Below are 16,706 nucleotides of genomic sequence, written 5' to 3'. Positions count from 1 at the left end.
GTTGTATAGGCACGCCGACCGTTTTTGAAGCCGTGGCTCCTCAATAGCTGCGGCTTCGAGTTTTAAAAAGGGGCGCATCGCCGCAGGGCCGCCGTCCCACCTAGCCAGGACAAGAGCGATGAAGGCTGACATCCATCCCGACTACCACACCATCAAGGTCGTCATGACCAATGGCACCGAGTACCAGACCCGTTCGACTTGGGGCAAGGAAGGCGACACGATGAACCTCGACATCGATCCCTCCACGCATCCGGCCTGGACCGGCGGCCAGCAGACCCTGCTCGATCGCGGCGGCCGTCTGTCGAAGTTCAAGAACAAGTTCGCCAATCTCGGCATCTAAGCCGGACGCGACAGCGAACACAAAAAACCCGCCTTCGAGGCGGGTTTTTTATTGCCGAAAGATGCCCGGCAAGCTCCTCCACCTTGTTATCCCGTGCGGTACTCGACATTCGGACAGCTTCGAGTTGCATCGTATCACGAAGTGTCCGATCTTCCTGCCGGGGGCAGGGAGGACATGTGACGGACACCGCTCTCCATTTCGACGACGCCCGGCGTCGGATCAAGGCCATCTTCATCGGTTCGATCGGTAATCTGGTCGAATGGTATGACTTCTATGCCTATACGGCCTTCGCGCTTTATTTCGCGCCGGCCTTCTTCCCGTCGGAAGATCCCGTCGTCCAGCAATTGAATGCGGCGACATTGTTTGCCGCCGGCTTCATCGTGCGGCCTGTCGGCGGCTGGTTTTTTGGCCACCTCGCCGACCGCTACGGGCGCCGGCTGTCATTGACCATTTCGGTGCTGATGATGTGTTTCGGCTCGCTCATCATCGCGTTTACGCCGACCTATGCCACGATCGGTTTTGCCGCGCCTGTGCTGCTTGCGCTCGCCCGCGTTATCGAAGGTCTCAGCCTCGGCGGCGAATACGGCGCCAGCGCCACCTATCTCAGCGAGGTCGCCGATCCCAACCATCGCGGCTTCTATTCCAGCTTCCAGTATGTGACGCTGATCGGCGGGCAGCTCTGCGCCATCCTGGTGCTGCTGCTTCTTCAGAACGTGTTCCTGACGCATGAGCAGCTGGTTGCCTGGGGCTGGCGCATTCCCTTCGTCATCGGCGCGCTGCTGGCCATCGTCTCGGCAATCATGCGCCGGCAGTTGCACGAGACCGAGGCATTCGTTGCCACCACGGCGGCGCAGAAGCGCGAAGGCGCGCTGCGTGGCCTGGTGAAATACCCACGCGAGGTTGCCATCGTCGTCGGTCTCACGGCGGGCGGTACGGCCGCCTTCTATACCTTCACCACCTATATGCAGACCTTCGTCAAGCAGACGGTCGGCCTGGCGGATCTCACCACCACCTATGTGATCGCCGGATCGCTGATTTTCGCGTCGATCCTGCAGCCGATCTACGGGCTGATCTCCGACCGGATCGGGCGCAAGCCGCTGCTGGTCTTCTTCGGTGTCGCCGGCACGCTGCTCACCGTGCCGATCCTGACGCTGCTGGCGTCGACCAAATCGCCGTTCGTCGCCTTCCTGCTGATCTGCGGCGCCTGGATCTTCACCGCCGGCTACACGTCGATCAATGCGGTGGTGAAGGCAGAATTGTTCCCGACCGCCGTGCGTGCCACCGGCGTCGGCGTGCCCTATGCGCTGACGGTTTCGATCTTCGGCGGCACCGCGCCGGTCATCGCGCTGTGGTTCAAGCAGCATGGCCACGAGCAATGGTTCTACTACTACCTTGCCGGGGTGATCTTCGTTTCGCTGCTGGTCTATGTCTCCATGCGCGACACCAAGCACGCGTCGGCGATGGACGAAGGCGCGGTCTCAGCGGCGCGCTAGTTCACCAAGCGCCATGCGCTTGTAGGTGGCGACCAGCCTGTCGCCCTCCTCGCGGTCGACCGAGACCGCGAGCCGCATCGCCGCTTCGCCAAGTTGCCAGATAAGGAAGGCCGAGCTTTCGAGCGCGGCCGGATCTTCGTTGGGGCGCAGGCGCCTGAGCACAGCGAGCAGCAAGCCGGCATTGGCGCGGCTGCAGGCGAGTTCGAGTTCGCGCAACGCCTTGTCGGCCTGCGTGCCGGACCAGATGTCGCGCATCACCGGTTCGGCCAGGAAAATGTCGTAATAGGTATCGACCAGTTCGGAGAAGGCCCGTTCCAGGCTTTTCATATCGTCGACACTTGCCAGCGCTTCGGCGATGCAGGCTTCGCTTTCCTTCTGGTAGCGGTCGGCCAGCGCCCGGATGATGGCGCTCTTGTCGGGAAAGAACTGGTAGAGCGAGCCGATCGACACGCCGGCTCTCTCGGCCACCTCGCCCATGCGCAGCGCGTCGCTGCCCTTTTCCGCAATCAGCGCCGAAGCGACGCCCAGCATGCGTTCCACTCGTTCGCGGCTGCGCTTCTGGCTGGGCTCGCGGCGCGGGCCGGGAGCGTCCTGTGCGACGGTCGATGCGCTTTCCATCAATGGATCCTCAAAAGGCGTTCCGGGCGGGCGTCCCGAAAAATTCCTGCTTGACTCACAGAATATGAGGATTTATCACATTTTGCAAACGTGAGGATTGCTCATGTTTTGCAACGAGGAGAGAAACAATGACCAACACAACATCCAAGCCGGTCCTGATCCTTGGCGGTACCGGCAAGACCGGCCGCAGGCTGGCTGAAAGGCTGGAAGCCAGGAACATTCCGGTCCGCATCGGCTCGCGCTCGGGAAGCCCGGCCTTCGACTGGACCGACAAGGCAGGCTGGGCCGGCGCCCTCGAAGGCGTTGGCGCCGTCTACATCAGCTATTATCCCGATCTCGCCGTGCCGGGCGCCGCGGAAGCGGTCGACGAATTCGCCCGGCTGGCGGTAAGCCACGGCGTGCGCCGGCTGGTGCTGCTTTCCGGCCGCGGCGAGCCGGAAGCGCAGCGCGCCGAGGAACTGGTGCAGGCATCGGGCGCCGACTGGACGATCCTGCGCTGTGCCTGGTTCGCGCAGAACTTCTCCGAGAGCTTCCTGTTCGAGCCGGTCCTGGCTGGCGAAGTTGTCTTGCCGGTCGGCGAGGTGAAGGAGCCGTTCATCGATGCCGACGATATCGCCGATGTGGCGGCCGCGGTGCTGAGCGAAGACGGCCATCTGGGCGAGGTCTATGAATTGACCGGCCCGCGTCTCATCTCTTTCCCGGAGGCGGTCGCCGAAATCGCCGGGGCAAGCGGCCGCGACATCCGCTTCGTGCGCGTGCCGCAGGATGCCTACAATGCCGCCATGGCCGAACATGGCGTGCCGGCCGACCTGATCTGGCTGGTCAACGAGCTGTTCACCGAAGTGCTCGACGGCCGCAACGCCTCGCTCACCGACGGTGTGCAGCGTGCAATCGGCCGCGCGCCGAAGGACTTTTCAATCTATACCGCTGAAACCACCGCCGCCGGCGTGTGGAACCTGAACCGTTGAGGAGGGAGGGAAAAATGTTTGCTCCGATCGTCGTTATCGTCACCTTCATTGCCGCGCTCGGCAGCGGCCTCATGGCGGGGCTGTTTTTCGCCTATTCCAATTCGGTGATGCCCTCGCTGGCGCAGGTACCGGTGCCCCAGGGCGTGCTGGTCATGAACACCATCAACACGGTCATCCAGAACCCGCTGTTCCTGTCCATCTTCATGGGCACGGCACTGCTGGCGCTGTTCCTGGTGCTGGCGGCTCTGCTCGGCTGGGGCGTCGCGCGGCCCGGTTGGGTGGTGGCGGGTGCGGCGCTTTACATCATCGGCAACATCATCGTCACCATAGTCGTCAACGTACCGATGAACGATGCGCTGGCGGCGACTGCGCCAGACAGTCAGGCGGCCGCCCAGCTTTGGGCGGTCCATCTCGACCGCTGGGTGTTCTGGAACCATGTGCGCGCCTTTGCCTGCACCGGCGCCCTGGCCGCCTTCATCGCGGCGTTGATGTAAGCCATCTGGCAGTCTGCCAGGAAAAATCCGCCGCCTCTGATCCAGGCGGCGGATTTTTTTTTCGCCGACGATCGGGACCAAGCCGGCGGAACCCGCAGCAAGGGCCGCGCCCCGCATTCGAACCGACTGGTCGCACTCGAAGTGCTACGCCTTGTTGCGGTCGGAATGACCGAGGTCGCGCTCGGGGTCGATCACATCGCGCACCAGCTGCTTCAGCCTGGCGGCATCGGGAAAGCCGCCATCGCGCTTGCGGTCCCAGATGAGTGTGTCGTTGCACTGGATGGTGAAGATGCCACCGGTGCCCGGAACCAGCACGACCTCGCCGAGGTCAGTAGCAAAAGTGGACAAAAGCTCTTGCGCCATCCAGCCGGCGCGCAACAGCCACTGGCACTGCGTGCAATAGGTGATGACGATGCGGGGCTTGTCCATCTCAGTCAGGTCTCAATCTCAAACAGGCGAACTGTCGTGCTTGCAACCCGATCGTGGATTGGATCGTCGCCGAGTGCAGTGGATATCATTATCCAGATCGGCCAAACCAGAGCGATCGCAGAAACGACGAGCGCGATCACTATTTCCAGATTGGAAATTTGCTGAATCGTTCCCGGGACATCGCCCCAAGCCTGAAGGGCATACCAACCTCCAAGGAGCGCCATCGGTGCGAATCCGAGGAACTTCATTGTTTGCCGACGAGCAGACGTTTGCACCGACAATCCGGTGCGATGTTTGTCATACTGGTCGTGTACCTTGATTGCCATGCTTCGTTTGCCAATCGACTGTCCAGATTTCCGCTCCAAAACAAAGAAATAGAGGGCGAGGACAAGCGGTTCGAGGAAGCCGAGGTCCAGGGCTGCCGGTCGAAAGTTGCCTTTTGAATCGAGATCTAGCGAGATGGAGGAAGGCTCACCCGCTTGCTGGTCGGGCGCAGTTCCGACTGCCGATTCGGCTATTTTCAGACCGAAAATGGATGTTCTGCATACATTCCAACTATAGCGACTAAGTGACGGGTCGCTTGAATGGTTCAGGGTCGCCGCTTGGCAGAGATTCCAGCGAAGCGAGAACGTGCTTTTCACCCCACCGTCAGTCAAATAATGAGCAAGAGATGTAAGTGGAAAAAATATAACAAAAACAACTATATAGTCAATAGATAGGGCTGCCAGCCTGCGCCATAGGCCCGGGCGACCAGGCCAATTCAGCGCTTCATCAAACCAAGTTGGATCACGGCTGGCGCCGCCATCATCAGCCATCTCATCCCCCCGCATGCAAATCATATTGCAAACAAGGGGACAGTTTGGCAGCGACGCCTAGTTTCCGTCCAGTGGGTCGGGCGGTAGTTGGCGACTAAGCCGCGCTGAGCTTGGCCAGCGTTGCGTCGTCGACCTCGAAATTGGCGTAGACGTTCTGGACGTCGTCGTCGTCTTCCAGCGTCGCCACCAGCTTCATCAGCGACTGCGCGCGTTCTTCGTCGACCGGGATGTTGTTCTGCGGCTTCCAGATCGCCTTGACCGATTCCGCCTCGCCGAGCGCGCCTTCGAGCGCTTTGGAGACTTCGCCGAGATTTTCGAAGGCGCAGTAGATGGTGTGGCCTTCCTCGTCGGTCTCGACATCGTCGGCACCGGCGTCGATCGCCGCTTCCATCACCTTGTCGGCGTTGCCGGCCTTGGCCGGATAGACGATTTCGCCGATGCGATCCCACATGAAGGAGACCGAGCCGGTTTCGCCCATGGCGCCGCCGGCCTTGGTGAAGGCCGCGCGCACATTGGAGGCGGAGCGGTTGCGGTTGTCGGTCAGCGCCTCGACGATCAGCGCGACGCCACCCGGGCCATAGCCTTCGTAGCGCACTTCCTCGTAGTTCTCGGCGTCGCCGCCGGAAGCCTTGTTGATGGCGCGCTGGATGTTGTCCTTCGGCATCGACTCGGCCTTGGCGTTCTGGATGGCCAGACGCAGACGCGGGTTCATCGCCGGGTCGGGCATCCCCTGCTTGGCGGCGACGGTGATTTCGCGGGCGAGCTTGGAGAAGATCTTCGAGCGGACCGCGTCCTGGCGGCCCTTGCGATGCATGATGTTTTTAAACTGTGAATGGCCGGCCATGGCACCCCTACGGTCTGTTCGCGGCTGTGTTGAGATGGGCGGCTTATAAATAAATCGGCTCAACACGTCCAGACGCGACCGCCGAGATGCCGAGGCGGCACCTTGCGCGCATGGCCTGATATCCATGCCAAAGTGAACAGAAGTCGGGATAGCGGCCGCGCGTGAAAAAATTTGACGCTTTCGGATCAAGGACCTGCGCGAAACAGGCGGCTTTTCGCGCCCGGTTTTTATTCACTGTCCCTCGGGATCGCGAATAATAGGCTTCTTTTCGCGAACGATCGGCCTCAATAACCCGCTTTGATTTTCTCGAACTCGGCGACCATGCGCTGTTTCAACTCCGCCGGCAGCGGCTGCTGGAACAGGGTCTTGTCGAGGAAGGCGTCGAGGTTGTCGAAACCCCGGTCGGCAAGCAGCTTCTTGTCGACCGAGGCCATGCCGGCGGCATTGCCATGACCGTAGCCGAAGGTGGTGACGATGTGGCTCGACACGTTGGGTGCGTTGACGGCGTTGAAGAAGTCGTAGGCCTCGTCGACATGGGCGGCGTCTTTCAGCAGTGTATAACCGCACACCCAGGTCGAGAGGCCTTCCCTGGTGTCGCGGTTCATCTCCAGCGGCACGCCCTGGCCCTTCAGCGTGACATAGGTTTCGGCCCAGCCCCAGGCGAGATCGATCTCGCCGCCGGTGAAGGCCTGGTTGATGGAGGTGTCGTCGGTCCAGTAGAAGCGGACGTTCTTGTGCACCTGGCGCAGGAAGTCGGCGGCTTCCTTGAACTGGGCGTCGGTCATCTTGGTCCAGTCCTTCAGCCCGATGACGAGGCTGGCCAGCGCGAAGGCGTCGTCGACATTGTCGCCGATGGTGACGCGGCCCTGGAATTTCGGGTCGGCGAAGATGCGCAGCGACTTGGCGTCCTCAAGCGTCACCTTGTCGGTGCGATAGATTAGCGAGGACGTGCCCCAGTCGAACGGCATCAGCCAGGCCTTGCCGTCTGCGCTGGTGACGAGGTCCTTCATCTTCATCAACCCGGGGTTGATGTCCTTCCAGCCGGTGATCCTGGATGTGTCGAGCGGCTGCAGCAGGCCGGCGTCACGCCATTTCACCACGCTCTGGGCGCAGGGGTGGCCGACATCGGCCTTGAAGCCGGCGCGCAGCTTCTCGAAGGCCTCGTCCTCGTCGCCGAAGAAGGAGAAGCTCGGTTCGGCGCTGTATTTGGCGGCGTAGTCGGGGTGCAGCAGCGGGTCCTCATAACCCGACCAGTCGAACACGACGAGGTCGCCGCCAGCGGCGAAGGCCGCGGTTCCGGCGGCGGCGCCGGCGAGCGTTGCGGCTAAAAGGATGCGGCGAAACGTAAAGGCCATGGCGCGAGAGCTCCCGATCGCAAAACGGCATGTCGATCGAGGTTAGGAGAAATTTTCCGCCTTGACGAGGGGAGCCGCCTTACCCTGCCTGGGGACGAGGGCGGAAGTTGAAGAAACCCGGCTGCGCGCCGAGACCGACCGGCGATAAGCGCGCCGGGACCGACCGCTCACGACACCGGTTCAGCGCCGCCTTGCCCGGTTCGCTTCGCGATGAAGGCGTCGAGGACCTCGGCGCGGCCGGCGGTGGAGGCCGGAGGCTCGAATTCAGCGAGCGTTCGTTTCCAGACGGTGTTGGCGCGCTCCGTCGCCGTGCGCGAGCCTGCCTCGGTCCACGAGCCGAAATTGGAGAGATCGGCGACCAGCGGTTCGTAAAAGGCGGTGCGATAGCGCGCCATGGTGTGCCGCGCGGCGAAGAAATGTCCGCCTGGCTGCACCTCGGCGATGGCATCGAAGCCGATCGCGTCGGCATCGCCCGGAACGGCGGCGCAGAGTTCGGCGATGGTCTGCAGCGCCTCGATGTCGGTGACCAGCTTTTCGAAGGAAACGCTCAGTCCGCCTTCCAGCCAGCCGGCGGCGTGGATGCACATCGTGGCTCCCGCCAGCACCGTGCCCCACAGCGAGAACTGGGTTTCGTGCGCGGCTTGCGCGTCGGAAACATTGGCGGCACTGCCGCCGCCCGAACGCCAGGGCAGGCCGATGAAGCGCGCGAGCTGGCCGGAGCCGAGCGTGGCCTTGACATGTTCGGGCGTGCCGAAGGCCGGAGCACCGGACTTCATGTCGACATTGGAGGAGAAGCTGCCATAGACCACCGGCGCGCCGGCGCGGCTGATCTGGGCGAGCGCCAGCCCGGCCAGCGCCTCGGCATGCTGCAGCGTGAGCGCGCCGGCAACCGTGATGGGCGCCATGGCGCCGGCCAGGCAGAAGGGCGTGATGACCGACATCTGGCCGGCCCGCGCGAAGTCGATGATGCCTTGCGCCATCGGAATGTCGAGCATGCGGGGCGAATTGGTGTTGATGACGGTGTAGCAGTAAACGTTCGACAGGAAGTCGTCGTCGGAAAGGCCACGCGCCAGGCGCAGCATCTCGAGACAGCCCTCAACCTGCGGCGTGCCGCGCGCGAAGACAAAGGGCAGTTTATCGGAAAGCGTCAACTGCGCCCGGTTGACCGCGTAGTGACGGAACCGGTTCTCGACTTCCTGGGCCTCGATGAACGGGCCCATCATATGCAGGGCGTCGAAGCTCTGGACGATGCGGACAAGGTTCTCGAAATCGGCGAGGTTGCCGGGGCGACGGCCCCGGTCGAGATCCGTGACGTTGGGGGCGCCGGAACCCGCCAGGAAGCAGAGCGTGCCTGCTTCCAGCACAAGGTCCCTCGAGCGGTCGCCGCCATATGCCCGGATCGATTTCGGCGCGGAAGCCAGGGCGGCGGCAACGATGTCGCGGCCGATGCGCACCATTTGCGTCTCTTCATCGACGACGGCGCCGGCGCGACGGTAGAGTTCGCGCGCTTCCGCCAGCAGCACCTTGATGCCGAGCTCTTCCAGCACGCGCAACGCCGTGTCGTGGATGGCGGCTACCTGGTCCTCGGAAAACACCGGCTGCGGCAGGAAGGGGTTGCGCAGAGTGCGGTAGTCGGGCTTGCGCCGCGCGGCGTTCCCCGCTTCGTCACCCCTGACGCGCCGTCTTTCGCGGCGGCTCTCCGTCACCACTGCGTCGATCATGGCCGCGACGATATCGGTATTGGCGGACCGGGTTCCGCCGGAAAAACGACGCCGGCGGGTCGCGTTTTCGGGCCCAGGTCGGCGCGAGGTTTTACCCTAGCGGGTCGAGGCCGACCGGCAGGTCGAACATATCGCAGACCGCTTCCGCCGCCCGGCGCCCGCTGACGATGGCGCCCTCGACATAGCCGGGAAAAGACAGCGACAGTTCCGAACAGGCGAAATGGATCGGCGGCGCGCCTTGGCGAAGCACCGCTTCGGCATCATGCGCGGAAAAATCGGCGATGCTGTCGCTGTAGCCGCCGCCGCTCCAAGGCTCGTCGCTCCAGTCGCGGGCGGCGAAGTCGAGCATGTCGCGGGCGTCGGTGCCAAGCGCCGCGACCAACCGGTCCAGCACCTCGGCGCGCATGCCGTCGGCTCCAAGCGCGCGCAGCCGCAAGGCCAGCGGACCGCCGGCGAAGACGGTCAGGATCGTGTGGCCGTCGTCGCGGCTGGTGTCGCAGGCGAACAGCCCGTGGATGTCGCGCCACAACACCATGCCGTTGCGGCCCTGATCTCGCCAGAAGGTGCGGGCGTAGCGAAGCCGCATCTTGATGACGGTGCCGCAGCGCCAGGCGTTGAGCGCCCCGGCCAGCTGTGCCGGCAAGGGCGGCGAAAAGGCGATGCGGCTGGCGGTGACGGGCGGCACCGCGACGACGACGTGTAGCGCCTGAAATGGCCCCGCCGGCGTCACCACAACAACGCCAGACTCTTCGCGACGGATTTCAGTTACCGGCGTTGACAGACGGATGCGGTCACCGAGCCCGGCAGCGAGGTCCTCGGCAAGCTGGTGCATGGTCCCGCCCGGGAAATATTGCAGCTCCGAGACCTCGTTGGTGATGCGACGGTCATTGTCGACGAGGTACCAGAGGGGCACGGCTTCGAGCGGCTGGCACCACAGGCCCTCGATGGTCGACCGGAAAGCCGACTTGGCATCGGCGGCGTCCGGCTGGCGGGCCAGCCAGTCCGCCACGCTGAGGTCGCGAATGGCCGGATCGGCGGGGTCGATCGCGTTCATGCGCTCGCGGATGGCGAAACTGGCCAGCCAGAGCGCCTCGCCGTCTTCCTCCGACATGGACGGTTGCAGGGTGAAGGCACCGTCGGTGGGCGCCGGCACCAGGGTCTTGCCGTGGCGCAATGCCAACGCCATCACCTGAGGCATGTCCTCGCACAGGAACTGGCCGCCGCTGTCGTAACGGTCGCCGAGACCATCGATCAGGGATTCGACGCGACCGCCGACGCGCTGGCGCGCCTCCAGCACCAGCACTTCGAGGCCGGCGTCGCGCAGGGCCAATGCAGCAGAAAGGCCGGCAAAGCCGGCCCCGATGACGATCACGTCATGGATCATGCCGCTCAATATCCCGCTTTGATCTTCTCGAATTCGGCGATCATCTTCTGCTTGAGTTCCGCCGGGATCGGCGACTGGAACAGCGTCTTGTCGACGAATTTGTCGACATCGTCGTAACCCTTGCCCTTGAGCAGGGCCGGATCGACCGCCGCCATGCCCTTGGCATTGGCCTGACCGTAACCCCAGTTCTTGACCAGCACATTGGCGACGTCGGGCTCGTTGATGGCGTTGAGGAAATCATAAGCCTGGTCGGCATTGCCGGGGGCGTCCTTCAGCCTGACATAACCGCAGACCCAGGTGGAGATGCCTTCCTTGGTGTCGCGGTTGGCCTTGATCGGGGCACCGGCCAGAACCGACTGCGCGGTGGCGTCGTTCCAGGCCCAGGCGAGGTCGATCTCGTTGCCGGTCAGCGCCTGGACGATGTTGGTGGTGTCGGTCCAGTAGAGCCGGACATTCTTGTGCACTTGCCGCAGGAAGTCCGACGCCTGCTTGAACTGGTCGTCGGTCATCTGGGTCCAGTCCTTCAGGCCGATGACGAGGGCGGCCAGCGCGTAGGCGTCGTCGACATTGTCGCCGATCGAGACGCGGCCCTTGAATTTGGGGTCGGCGAAGGCCTTCAGCGACTGGACGTCCTTGGCGTCGACCTTATCGGAATTATAGGTGAGCTGGGTGTTGCCCCATTCCCAGGGCATGAACCAGGCCTTGCCGTCGGCCGAGGTGGCCAGGTCCTTCATCTTCATGATGCCGGGGTTCAGGTCCTTCCAGGCGGTGATCTTGGAGGTGTCGAGCGGCTGCAGCAGGCCGGCGTCGCGCCATTTCACCACACTTTGCGAACAGGGATGGGCAAGGTCGGACTTGAAGCCGGAACGCAGCTTCTCGAACGCCTCGTCCTCGTCGCCGAAGAAGGCATAGGTCGGGGCGCTGCCCTGTTTCTCGGTATATTTGGGATGGAATTCCGGCAGCTCGTAACCCGCCCAGTCAAAGACGACCAGGTCGCTGCCGGCGGAATGCGAGGCGGTGGTTGCCGCCGCCGCCAAAACGCCTGCCAGCGCCAATGCCATCGTCCAATAGCGGGTTTTCGTCTTCATCTGGATTCCCCTTTGTTGCGGGCCGGCGCCCGTTCGTTATTGTCAGGTCGCCATGCGGCGGATTCCGCTTGCCGCGCGGGCGAAATGTTTCGGGAACGCGGTGAGCAGGAATTCATTGGCCGAGGTCAGCGCCGTCTCCCGCGACACGTCCTCGACGCCCATCATCAGCCGCAGCCAAAGCCCTTCCAGAAGCGCGCTCAACGACAGCGCGAGCGCCTGCGGTTCGTAGGCGTAGCCCGCCTGTTGGCCGAGCTTGCCGCACAGGTCTTGCAAAAGGTTCTGGTAGGCGGCGTCGCGCGCGCCCGACAAAGCCTGATAGGTGGGGCGCGACTTGGCCTCGCCCCAGAAGGCGCACCAGGCGGCAAGCTTGCGCTTGTTGCAGACGGCGCGGTCGAAATCCGCCACCACCAGGGCCAGCAATTGCGCGGCCGGATCGTCTCCGGCCTTGGTGTAGGCGGCGCGCCAATGCGCCGAATATTCGTCGTACATATGCTGCAGCGTGGCGACGAGCAGCTTCTCCTTGCTCTCGAAATGGAAGTTGACGATGCCGCGCGACAGGCCGGCGCCGTCGGCGACGTCGGCCATGGTGGTGTCGGCATAGCCGCGCTTGGCCAGCGAATCGATGGTTGCCTCGATCAGCTGCAGCCGGCGCACTTCCTTCGAGGCCTTGCGGCCGCGCTTTTCAGGCCCGCCCCGCTGCTCGGGCTCGGCGGGTTGTTCTTCCAGGTCGATGGTCTTCATCGGCGAAACGGTCTCCTGCATACCCGGCTATCCAATCTCGCCGGGCTTCCAGCCGCGCAGATGAGTGGGGCGGTGCTCGCCCGAGTCAAGCACCTTCTGCATCGCCTCCCAGGTGCGGATGTTCTTGTCGACATAGGCGGCGCCGACCGCCCTGGCGGCAACCGCGTAGAGCGGGCCTTTCAGGCGTTCCAGTTCCGCCCGCGCCACCTCGCGATACCACGGGTTGCGGTCGCGGGTGGCGACGCCGACGAAGCCGGCCTCGCGCATCGCCTCGGCATAACGCATCGGCGAGGCCATGGCGAAGGACAGGCCCTCGGCGGCGACATAGTTCTTCATCGCCGGGGACGGCTCGTCGTCATGGCCGATCAGCCAGTCGCTGGCGGCAAAGACGCCGCCTGGCTTCAGCACCCGGAAGATCTCGGCAAACAGCGCCTCCTTGTCGGGCACATGCAGCAGCGCGTCCTTGGAAAAGACGACGTCGAAGGAGGCGTCGGCGAAGGGCAGCGGGCCCGGCGGGGCCTGGACGAAGACGGCGCGTCCTTTTATCTCAGCCGCCTTCGCCCGCCCGCGCGCCGCCTCTACGACCGGCAGTTCCACGTCGAAACCCGTCACCCTGGCCAAGCCATGCCTAACAAGCAGGTGCAGCGTGATGCCGCCGGCGCCGCAGCCGATATCGAGCAGGCTCTTGCCCTCAAGGGCGAGGCCCTCGACGATGCGGTCGACCTCGTCGGGGCCGCCGGGCGACAGATAACCTTCGCCCCAGAGCGCGGCCAGGAAGCGGATCGCGGCATCGTCATATTCCGGGCCGGCATCCGGTGCGCCCGCATGCGTCGTCCTGCTCATCGGGTATCGACCCCAAGTGCTGACTGACTGTTTCCGATGCCACAAAGCGTAGCGCGTCGGCGGGAAAACGCAAGATAATTTGCTGAACATTCATTCAATATGAACAGGGCGGGTCGGGCCGTGGCATCTTCGGCAGTCGGCAGTCGGCAGTCGGCAGTCGGCAGTCGGCAGTCGGCAGCGCCGTGTCGTTCTGGCATGATGCCGGCGCCGGTCGGTGGGGCGGGCGCTCGCGAGGTGGATCTGATGACGGAAGCCGAGGACGCCGAGGCGCTGGAACAATGGGCGCTGGTCAACACGCCGCTCGGCGAAGCCTGGTCGGGCCGCGCCCGCTACGCGGCGGCGATGTATTTCTACAAGCGCGGCGAGATGGATGCCGAGACGCTCGAAGTCTACCGCATCTGCTCCCGGCTCGACGCCGAGGACCCGCTGGCGATCATCCGCGATCGTAAGGTGGGCAAGGCGTGGCTGGAGCGGATGGGTTGAGGGGGGTCTTCCTTCTCCCCTTGCGGGAGAAGGTGGATCGGCGCGTAGCGCCGAGACGGATGAGGGGTGTTGGCCGGAGCGCAGCTTTGCAGGATGAGGTGTCGTTGAATTGAGGCGCTGGTTCTGAAGCGCCTCGTTTCTTCCAGCACCCCTCATCCGACCTCGCCCGCGGCGGCTTTGCCGCCGGGGCTCGGCCACCTTCTCCCACAAGGGGAGAAGGAAGCGGCGCATCACCCGATCGACTTTTCCAGCACGCGCAGCCAGTTGCGGTAGGCGATCTTTTCGATGAGGGCGCGGCCATAGCCGTGCTTGGCCAGCGCGTCGGTGAGCCTGGGCAGGCCGGCGGCGTCGCCGATGGTGGCCGGGATCATGGCGCCGTCGAAATCCGAACCCAGGCCGACGCGATCCTCGCCCAGCGCCTTCAACAGCGCATCGATGTGGCGCACCATCACCTCCAGCGGCGTGTCGGCATTCATGCGGCCGTCCTCGCGCAGGAAGCCGGTGGCGTAGTTCAGGCCGACCATGCCGTCGCTGTCCTTGATGGCGCCGAGCTGCCACTCGGTCAGGTTGCGCGAATGCGGACACAACGCGTGCACGTTGGAATGGGTGGCGACCAGCGGCGCATCGGAAAGCCTGGCGACGTCGCGGAAGCCTTTTTCGTTGAGGTGGGACAGGTCGATCATGATCTTCAGCCTGTTGCAGGCCTTGACCAGCGCCTTGCCGGCATCGGTCAGCCCGTCGCCGGTGTCGGGCGAGGACGGGAAGCGGAACGGCACGCCATGACCGAAGGCGTTCGGGCGGCTCCAGACGATGCCCAGCGAGCGCAGGCCGGCGGCGTGCAGCACGTCGAGCATGACGAGGTCGGTGTCGATCGCCTCGACGCCCTCGATGTGGAAGACCGCGGCCATCGTGTTCCTGGCCATCGCTGCGCGGATGTCGGCGGCGCTGCGGCAGATGGCGAGGGCGCCGGCCCGTTCGAGCCGGAGCAGGATCGAGGCCATGGCGAGCGTGCTTTCCTGCGCGACCGAACGCGGCAGTTCCGGCGGCAGCGGCTCGTTGTCGCTTGGCAACGAGATGACGCCGTCGTCCTTGGCCTTGCGCTCTTCCTGCGGCGGCGGGAAGATGGCGAACATGCCGCCGATCAGGCCGCCCTTCCTGGCGCGCGGCAGGTCGATGTGCCAGCTGGCCGGCGACCCTTCGATGAACAGCTTTTCGACATCGGACTGGCCGGACTGGTAGAGCTTGAGCAGCGTGTCATTGTGGCCGTCGAAGACGGGGATCAGGTCGGTCTCGGTCATGATGGGCTTTCGATGTTGGGAAGCGGAGCTGACCCGCCCTAATTAGGGCGCGGCGCCGCGACAGGCAAATGCCAGAAGGCGACTTGCGCTTGTCACTGGACCCCGGCCATGCTGCAAGGGCCCGACCCGTTTCGCTTCGCTGGAGACCATCTTGGCCAACACGCTCTACGATGCCCTGTTCAAGCCGCATGAAGCGAGCGAGGCCACCTTCCTGCGGCTGAAGGACGGGTCGACGGTTTCTTATGCCGGCTTCCTCGCGCTGTCGGCGCGGTTTGCCCATGCCATGGCCGAGGCCGGCATTACGCCCGGCGACCGCGTGGCGCTGCAGGCCAGGAAATCGGTGGAAGCGCTGGCCGTCTACGCGGCGGCGGTGCGCATGGGCGCGGTGTTCCTGCCGCTGAACACCGCCTATACGGCCGCCGAGGTCGACTATTTCGTCAGCGATGCCGGCGCGAAACTGCTGATCTGCGACAGTGCAAGCGAAGCGGCGCTGCGGTCGGTGGCCGACAAAGCGGGTGCTGTGCTGATGACGCTTAGTGGCGACGGGTCCGGCACGCTGAAGGACAGGGCGCAAGGCAAGCCCGCGACCTTCGCCCCGGCTGAACGTGGGCCGGACGATCTCGCCGCCTTCCTCTACACCTCCGGCACCACCGGGCGCTCCAAGGGCGCGATGCTGACGCACGACAATCTGCTCTCCAATGCCGAGGCGCTGGTCGATACGTGGCGTTTCACCAAGGACGACGTGCTGTTGCACGCCTTGCCGATCTTCCACACGCACGGCTTGTTCGTGGCGACCAACGTCATTTTGCTCGCCGGCGGCTCGGCGGTCTTCCTGCCCGGCCTCGACCTGGACGACCTTGTCGCCAACATGCCGGTGGCGACGACGATGATGGGCGTGCCCACCTTCTATACGAGGTTGCTGGCCGACCCCCGGCTGACGCACGAGCTTGTCGCCCATATGCGCCTGTTCGTTTCCGGCAGCGCGCCGCTGCTTGCCGAGACGCACCGCGACTTCGAGGCGCGTACGGGCAAACGCATTCTCGAACGCTACGGCATGACCGAGACCAACATGAACACCTCGAACCCCTATGAGGGCGAGCGCCGCGCCGGCACTGTCGGCCAGCCGCTGCCGGGCGTCTCCGTCCGCATCGCCGACCCGGACACCGGCAAGCCCGTGGCTGCGGGCGGCATCGGCGTCATCGAGGTGAAGGGCCGCAATGTCTTCAAGGGCTACTGGAACATGCCGGAAAAGACCGCGCAGGAGTTTCGGGTCGACGGCTATTTCATCACCGGCGATCTCGCCACGCAGGATGCTGACGGCTACGTCACCATCGTCGGCCGCGCCAAGGACCTGATCATCGCCGGCGGCTACAACATCTATCCGAAGGAAATCGAGCTTCTGCTGGACGAGATACCCGGCGTCGAGGAATCGGCGGTGGTCGGCGTGCCGCATCCCGACCTCGGCGAGGGCGTCGTCGGCATCGTCACCGCGCGCAAGGGCACGACGCTGGACGAGGCTACCCTGCTTGCCGGATTGTCGACGAAGCTTGCCCGCTTCAAGCAGCCGCGCCGCATCTTCGTGGTCGACGAATTGCCGCGCAACACGATGGGCAAGGTGCAGAAGAATTTGTTGCGCGAACGGTTCGCCGGGACGTTCAAAGGATAGATCGGAAAATCGTCATCCCGGAAGCCGGAGCGCAGCGAAGGCTATCCGGGATCCATTGGTCGCAAGCCGTCGGGCGCGGCCGGGTCCTCGCCTTGAACATTCGCGTCGCCGAACCCACGCTGCACG

17 protein-coding genes are annotated in these 16,706 nt (G+C 64.3%); 6 read left to right on the top strand and 11 right to left on the bottom strand.

The genetic code is table 11. The features are described 5' to 3' along the window. Nucleotides 1–118: 118 nt before the first annotated feature. Nucleotides 119–340, top strand: a complete 222-nt coding sequence (rpmE, locus tag AB4136_RS00330) for a 50S ribosomal protein L31 (protein ID WP_024922908.1) — start codon at nt 119–121, stop codon at nt 338–340. A gap of 176 nt (nt 341–516) precedes the next feature. After that, a complete protein-coding gene (locus tag AB4136_RS00325) occupies nt 517–1,833 on the top strand; it encodes an MFS transporter (protein ID WP_137900877.1) in 1,317 nt (438 codons plus the stop codon). Here AB4136_RS00325 and AB4136_RS00320 read toward each other — a convergent pair. Then, nucleotides 1,819–2,451: a TetR/AcrR family transcriptional regulator gene (locus AB4136_RS00320; protein WP_024922906.1), complete on the bottom strand. Its 633-nt coding sequence runs from the start codon at nt 2,449–2,451 to the stop codon at nt 1,819–1,821. The two genes, AB4136_RS00325 and AB4136_RS00320, sit on opposite strands and share 15 nt — an antisense overlap. Before the next feature lie 128 nt (nt 2,452–2,579). On the opposite strand from AB4136_RS00320, the gene AB4136_RS00315 reads away from it, so the two are divergent. Both AB4136_RS00315 and AB4136_RS00310 read left to right on the top strand, forming a co-directional pair. Then, nucleotides 2,580–3,419 carry an NAD(P)H-binding protein gene (locus AB4136_RS00315; protein ID WP_024922905.1) on the top strand — a complete coding sequence of 280 codons (840 nt, stop codon included), beginning with the start codon at nt 2,580–2,582 and terminating at the stop codon, nt 3,417–3,419. A gap of 14 nt (nt 3,420–3,433) precedes the next feature. Further along, nucleotides 3,434–3,913 (top strand): anthrone oxygenase family protein, encoded by a 480-nt coding sequence (locus tag AB4136_RS00310; RefSeq protein ID WP_024922904.1) that lies wholly within the window; start codon nt 3,434–3,436, stop codon nt 3,911–3,913. Nucleotides 3,914–4,057: 144 nt separating this feature from the next. On the opposite strand, the gene AB4136_RS00305 is transcribed toward AB4136_RS00310, so the two are convergent. The 9 genes from AB4136_RS00305 to AB4136_RS00265 form a co-directional block, all read right to left on the bottom strand. Then, the gene (locus AB4136_RS00305) at nt 4,058–4,342 is read right to left on the bottom strand and encodes a SelT/SelW/SelH family protein (protein WP_036254060.1); all 285 of its coding nucleotides are present in this window, start codon (nt 4,340–4,342) and stop codon (nt 4,058–4,060) included. Between the two features lie 5 nt (nt 4,343–4,347). After that, complete coding sequence (locus AB4136_RS00300; protein ID WP_161773067.1) at nt 4,348–5,157, bottom strand: RDD family protein; 810 nt, start codon at nt 5,155–5,157, stop codon at nt 4,348–4,350. A 94-nt stretch (nt 5,158–5,251) separates the two neighbouring features. Continuing rightward, nucleotides 5,252–6,001: a YebC/PmpR family DNA-binding transcriptional regulator gene (locus AB4136_RS00295; protein WP_024922901.1), complete on the bottom strand. Its 750-nt coding sequence runs from the start codon at nt 5,999–6,001 to the stop codon at nt 5,252–5,254. A gap of 284 nt (nt 6,002–6,285) precedes the next feature. Further along, nucleotides 6,286–7,356 (bottom strand): extracellular solute-binding protein, encoded by a 1,071-nt coding sequence (locus tag AB4136_RS00290; protein ID WP_137900878.1) that lies wholly within the window; start codon nt 7,354–7,356, stop codon nt 6,286–6,288. A 167-nt stretch (nt 7,357–7,523) separates the two neighbouring features. Further along, nucleotides 7,524–9,077, bottom strand: coding sequence for a trimethylamine methyltransferase family protein (locus AB4136_RS00285; protein WP_137900879.1), 1,554 nt, complete (start codon nt 9,075–9,077; stop codon nt 7,524–7,526). 91 nt (nt 9,078–9,168) lie between these two features. Next, complete coding sequence (locus tag AB4136_RS00280) at nt 9,169–10,461, bottom strand: flavin monoamine oxidase family protein (protein WP_137900880.1); 1,293 nt, start codon at nt 10,459–10,461, stop codon at nt 9,169–9,171. A 5-nt stretch (nt 10,462–10,466) separates the two neighbouring features. Next, a complete protein-coding gene (locus AB4136_RS00275; RefSeq protein ID WP_137900881.1) occupies nt 10,467–11,549 on the bottom strand; it encodes a substrate-binding domain-containing protein in 1,083 nt (360 codons plus the stop codon). A gap of 42 nt (nt 11,550–11,591) precedes the next feature. Continuing rightward, entirely contained in the window at nt 11,592–12,290 is a 699-nt protein-coding gene (gene betI, locus AB4136_RS00270) for a transcriptional regulator BetI (RefSeq protein WP_441930055.1), read from the bottom strand. 27 nt (nt 12,291–12,317) lie between these two features. Beyond that, nucleotides 12,318–13,133: a class I SAM-dependent methyltransferase gene (locus tag AB4136_RS00265; protein WP_137900883.1), complete on the bottom strand. Its 816-nt coding sequence runs from the start codon at nt 13,131–13,133 to the stop codon at nt 12,318–12,320. Between the two features lie 243 nt (nt 13,134–13,376). Here AB4136_RS00265 and AB4136_RS00260 point away from each other — a divergent pair, with 243 nt between their 5' ends. Continuing rightward, complete coding sequence (locus AB4136_RS00260) at nt 13,377–13,616, top strand: hypothetical protein (protein ID WP_024922894.1); 240 nt, start codon at nt 13,377–13,379, stop codon at nt 13,614–13,616. Nucleotides 13,617–13,846: 230 nt separating this feature from the next. Here the strand turns inward: AB4136_RS00260 and AB4136_RS00255 are convergent, their stop codons facing one another. Next, complete coding sequence (locus tag AB4136_RS00255; RefSeq protein WP_024922893.1) at nt 13,847–14,914, bottom strand: dipeptidase; 1,068 nt, start codon at nt 14,912–14,914, stop codon at nt 13,847–13,849. 151 nt (nt 14,915–15,065) lie between these two features. Here AB4136_RS00255 and AB4136_RS00250 point away from each other — a divergent pair, with 151 nt between their 5' ends. Further along, nucleotides 15,066–16,580 (top strand): malonate--CoA ligase, encoded by a 1,515-nt coding sequence (locus AB4136_RS00250; RefSeq protein ID WP_024922892.1) that lies wholly within the window; start codon nt 15,066–15,068, stop codon nt 16,578–16,580. Nucleotides 16,581–16,706: the final 126 nt, after the last annotated feature.

Origin of the sequence: Mesorhizobium sp. 2RAF21 (genome assembly GCF_052115345.1) — a bacterium.
In the GTDB taxonomy this organism is placed as follows: domain Bacteria; phylum Pseudomonadota; class Alphaproteobacteria; order Rhizobiales; family Rhizobiaceae; genus Mesorhizobium; species Mesorhizobium terrae.
The sequence above is the reverse complement of the archived record's forward strand: the minus strand, read 5'-3'. Positions and strand labels throughout refer to the sequence as shown.

What these genes read in the sequence shown, in the direction of transcription:
- rpmE (WP_024922908.1), top strand. Translation starts at nt 119, where the DNA reads ATGAAGGCTGACATCCATCCCGACTACCACACCATCAAGGTCGTCATG.
- AB4136_RS00320 (WP_024922906.1), bottom strand. Translation starts at nt 2,451, where the DNA reads ATGGAAAGCGCATCGACCGTCGCACAGGACGCTCCCGGCCCGCGCCGC.
- AB4136_RS00315 (WP_024922905.1), top strand. Translation starts at nt 2,580, where the DNA reads ATGACCAACACAACATCCAAGCCGGTCCTGATCCTTGGCGGTACCGGC.
- AB4136_RS00310 (WP_024922904.1), top strand. Translation starts at nt 3,434, where the DNA reads ATGTTTGCTCCGATCGTCGTTATCGTCACCTTCATTGCCGCGCTCGGC.
- AB4136_RS00305 (WP_036254060.1), bottom strand. Translation starts at nt 4,342, where the DNA reads ATGGACAAGCCCCGCATCGTCATCACCTATTGCACGCAGTGCCAGTGG.
- AB4136_RS00300 (WP_161773067.1), bottom strand. Translation starts at nt 5,157, where the DNA reads ATGGCTGATGATGGCGGCGCCAGCCGTGATCCAACTTGGTTTGATGAA.
- AB4136_RS00295 (WP_024922901.1), bottom strand. Translation starts at nt 6,001, where the DNA reads ATGGCCGGCCATTCACAGTTTAAAAACATCATGCATCGCAAGGGCCGC.
- AB4136_RS00290 (WP_137900878.1), bottom strand. Translation starts at nt 7,356, where the DNA reads ATGGCCTTTACGTTTCGCCGCATCCTTTTAGCCGCAACGCTCGCCGGC.
- AB4136_RS00285 (WP_137900879.1), bottom strand. Translation starts at nt 9,077, where the DNA reads ATGATCGACGCAGTGGTGACGGAGAGCCGCCGCGAAAGACGGCGCGTC.
- AB4136_RS00280 (WP_137900880.1), bottom strand. Translation starts at nt 10,461, where the DNA reads ATGATCCATGACGTGATCGTCATCGGGGCCGGCTTTGCCGGCCTTTCT.
- AB4136_RS00275 (WP_137900881.1), bottom strand. Translation starts at nt 11,549, where the DNA reads ATGAAGACGAAAACCCGCTATTGGACGATGGCATTGGCGCTGGCAGGC.
- betI (WP_441930055.1), bottom strand. Translation starts at nt 12,290, where the DNA reads ATGAAGACCATCGACCTGGAAGAACAACCCGCCGAGCCCGAGCAGCGG.
- AB4136_RS00265 (WP_137900883.1), bottom strand. Translation starts at nt 13,133, where the DNA reads ATGAGCAGGACGACGCATGCGGGCGCACCGGATGCCGGCCCGGAATAT.
- AB4136_RS00260 (WP_024922894.1), top strand. Translation starts at nt 13,377, where the DNA reads ATGACGGAAGCCGAGGACGCCGAGGCGCTGGAACAATGGGCGCTGGTC.
- AB4136_RS00255 (WP_024922893.1), bottom strand. Translation starts at nt 14,914, where the DNA reads ATGACCGAGACCGACCTGATCCCCGTCTTCGACGGCCACAATGACACG.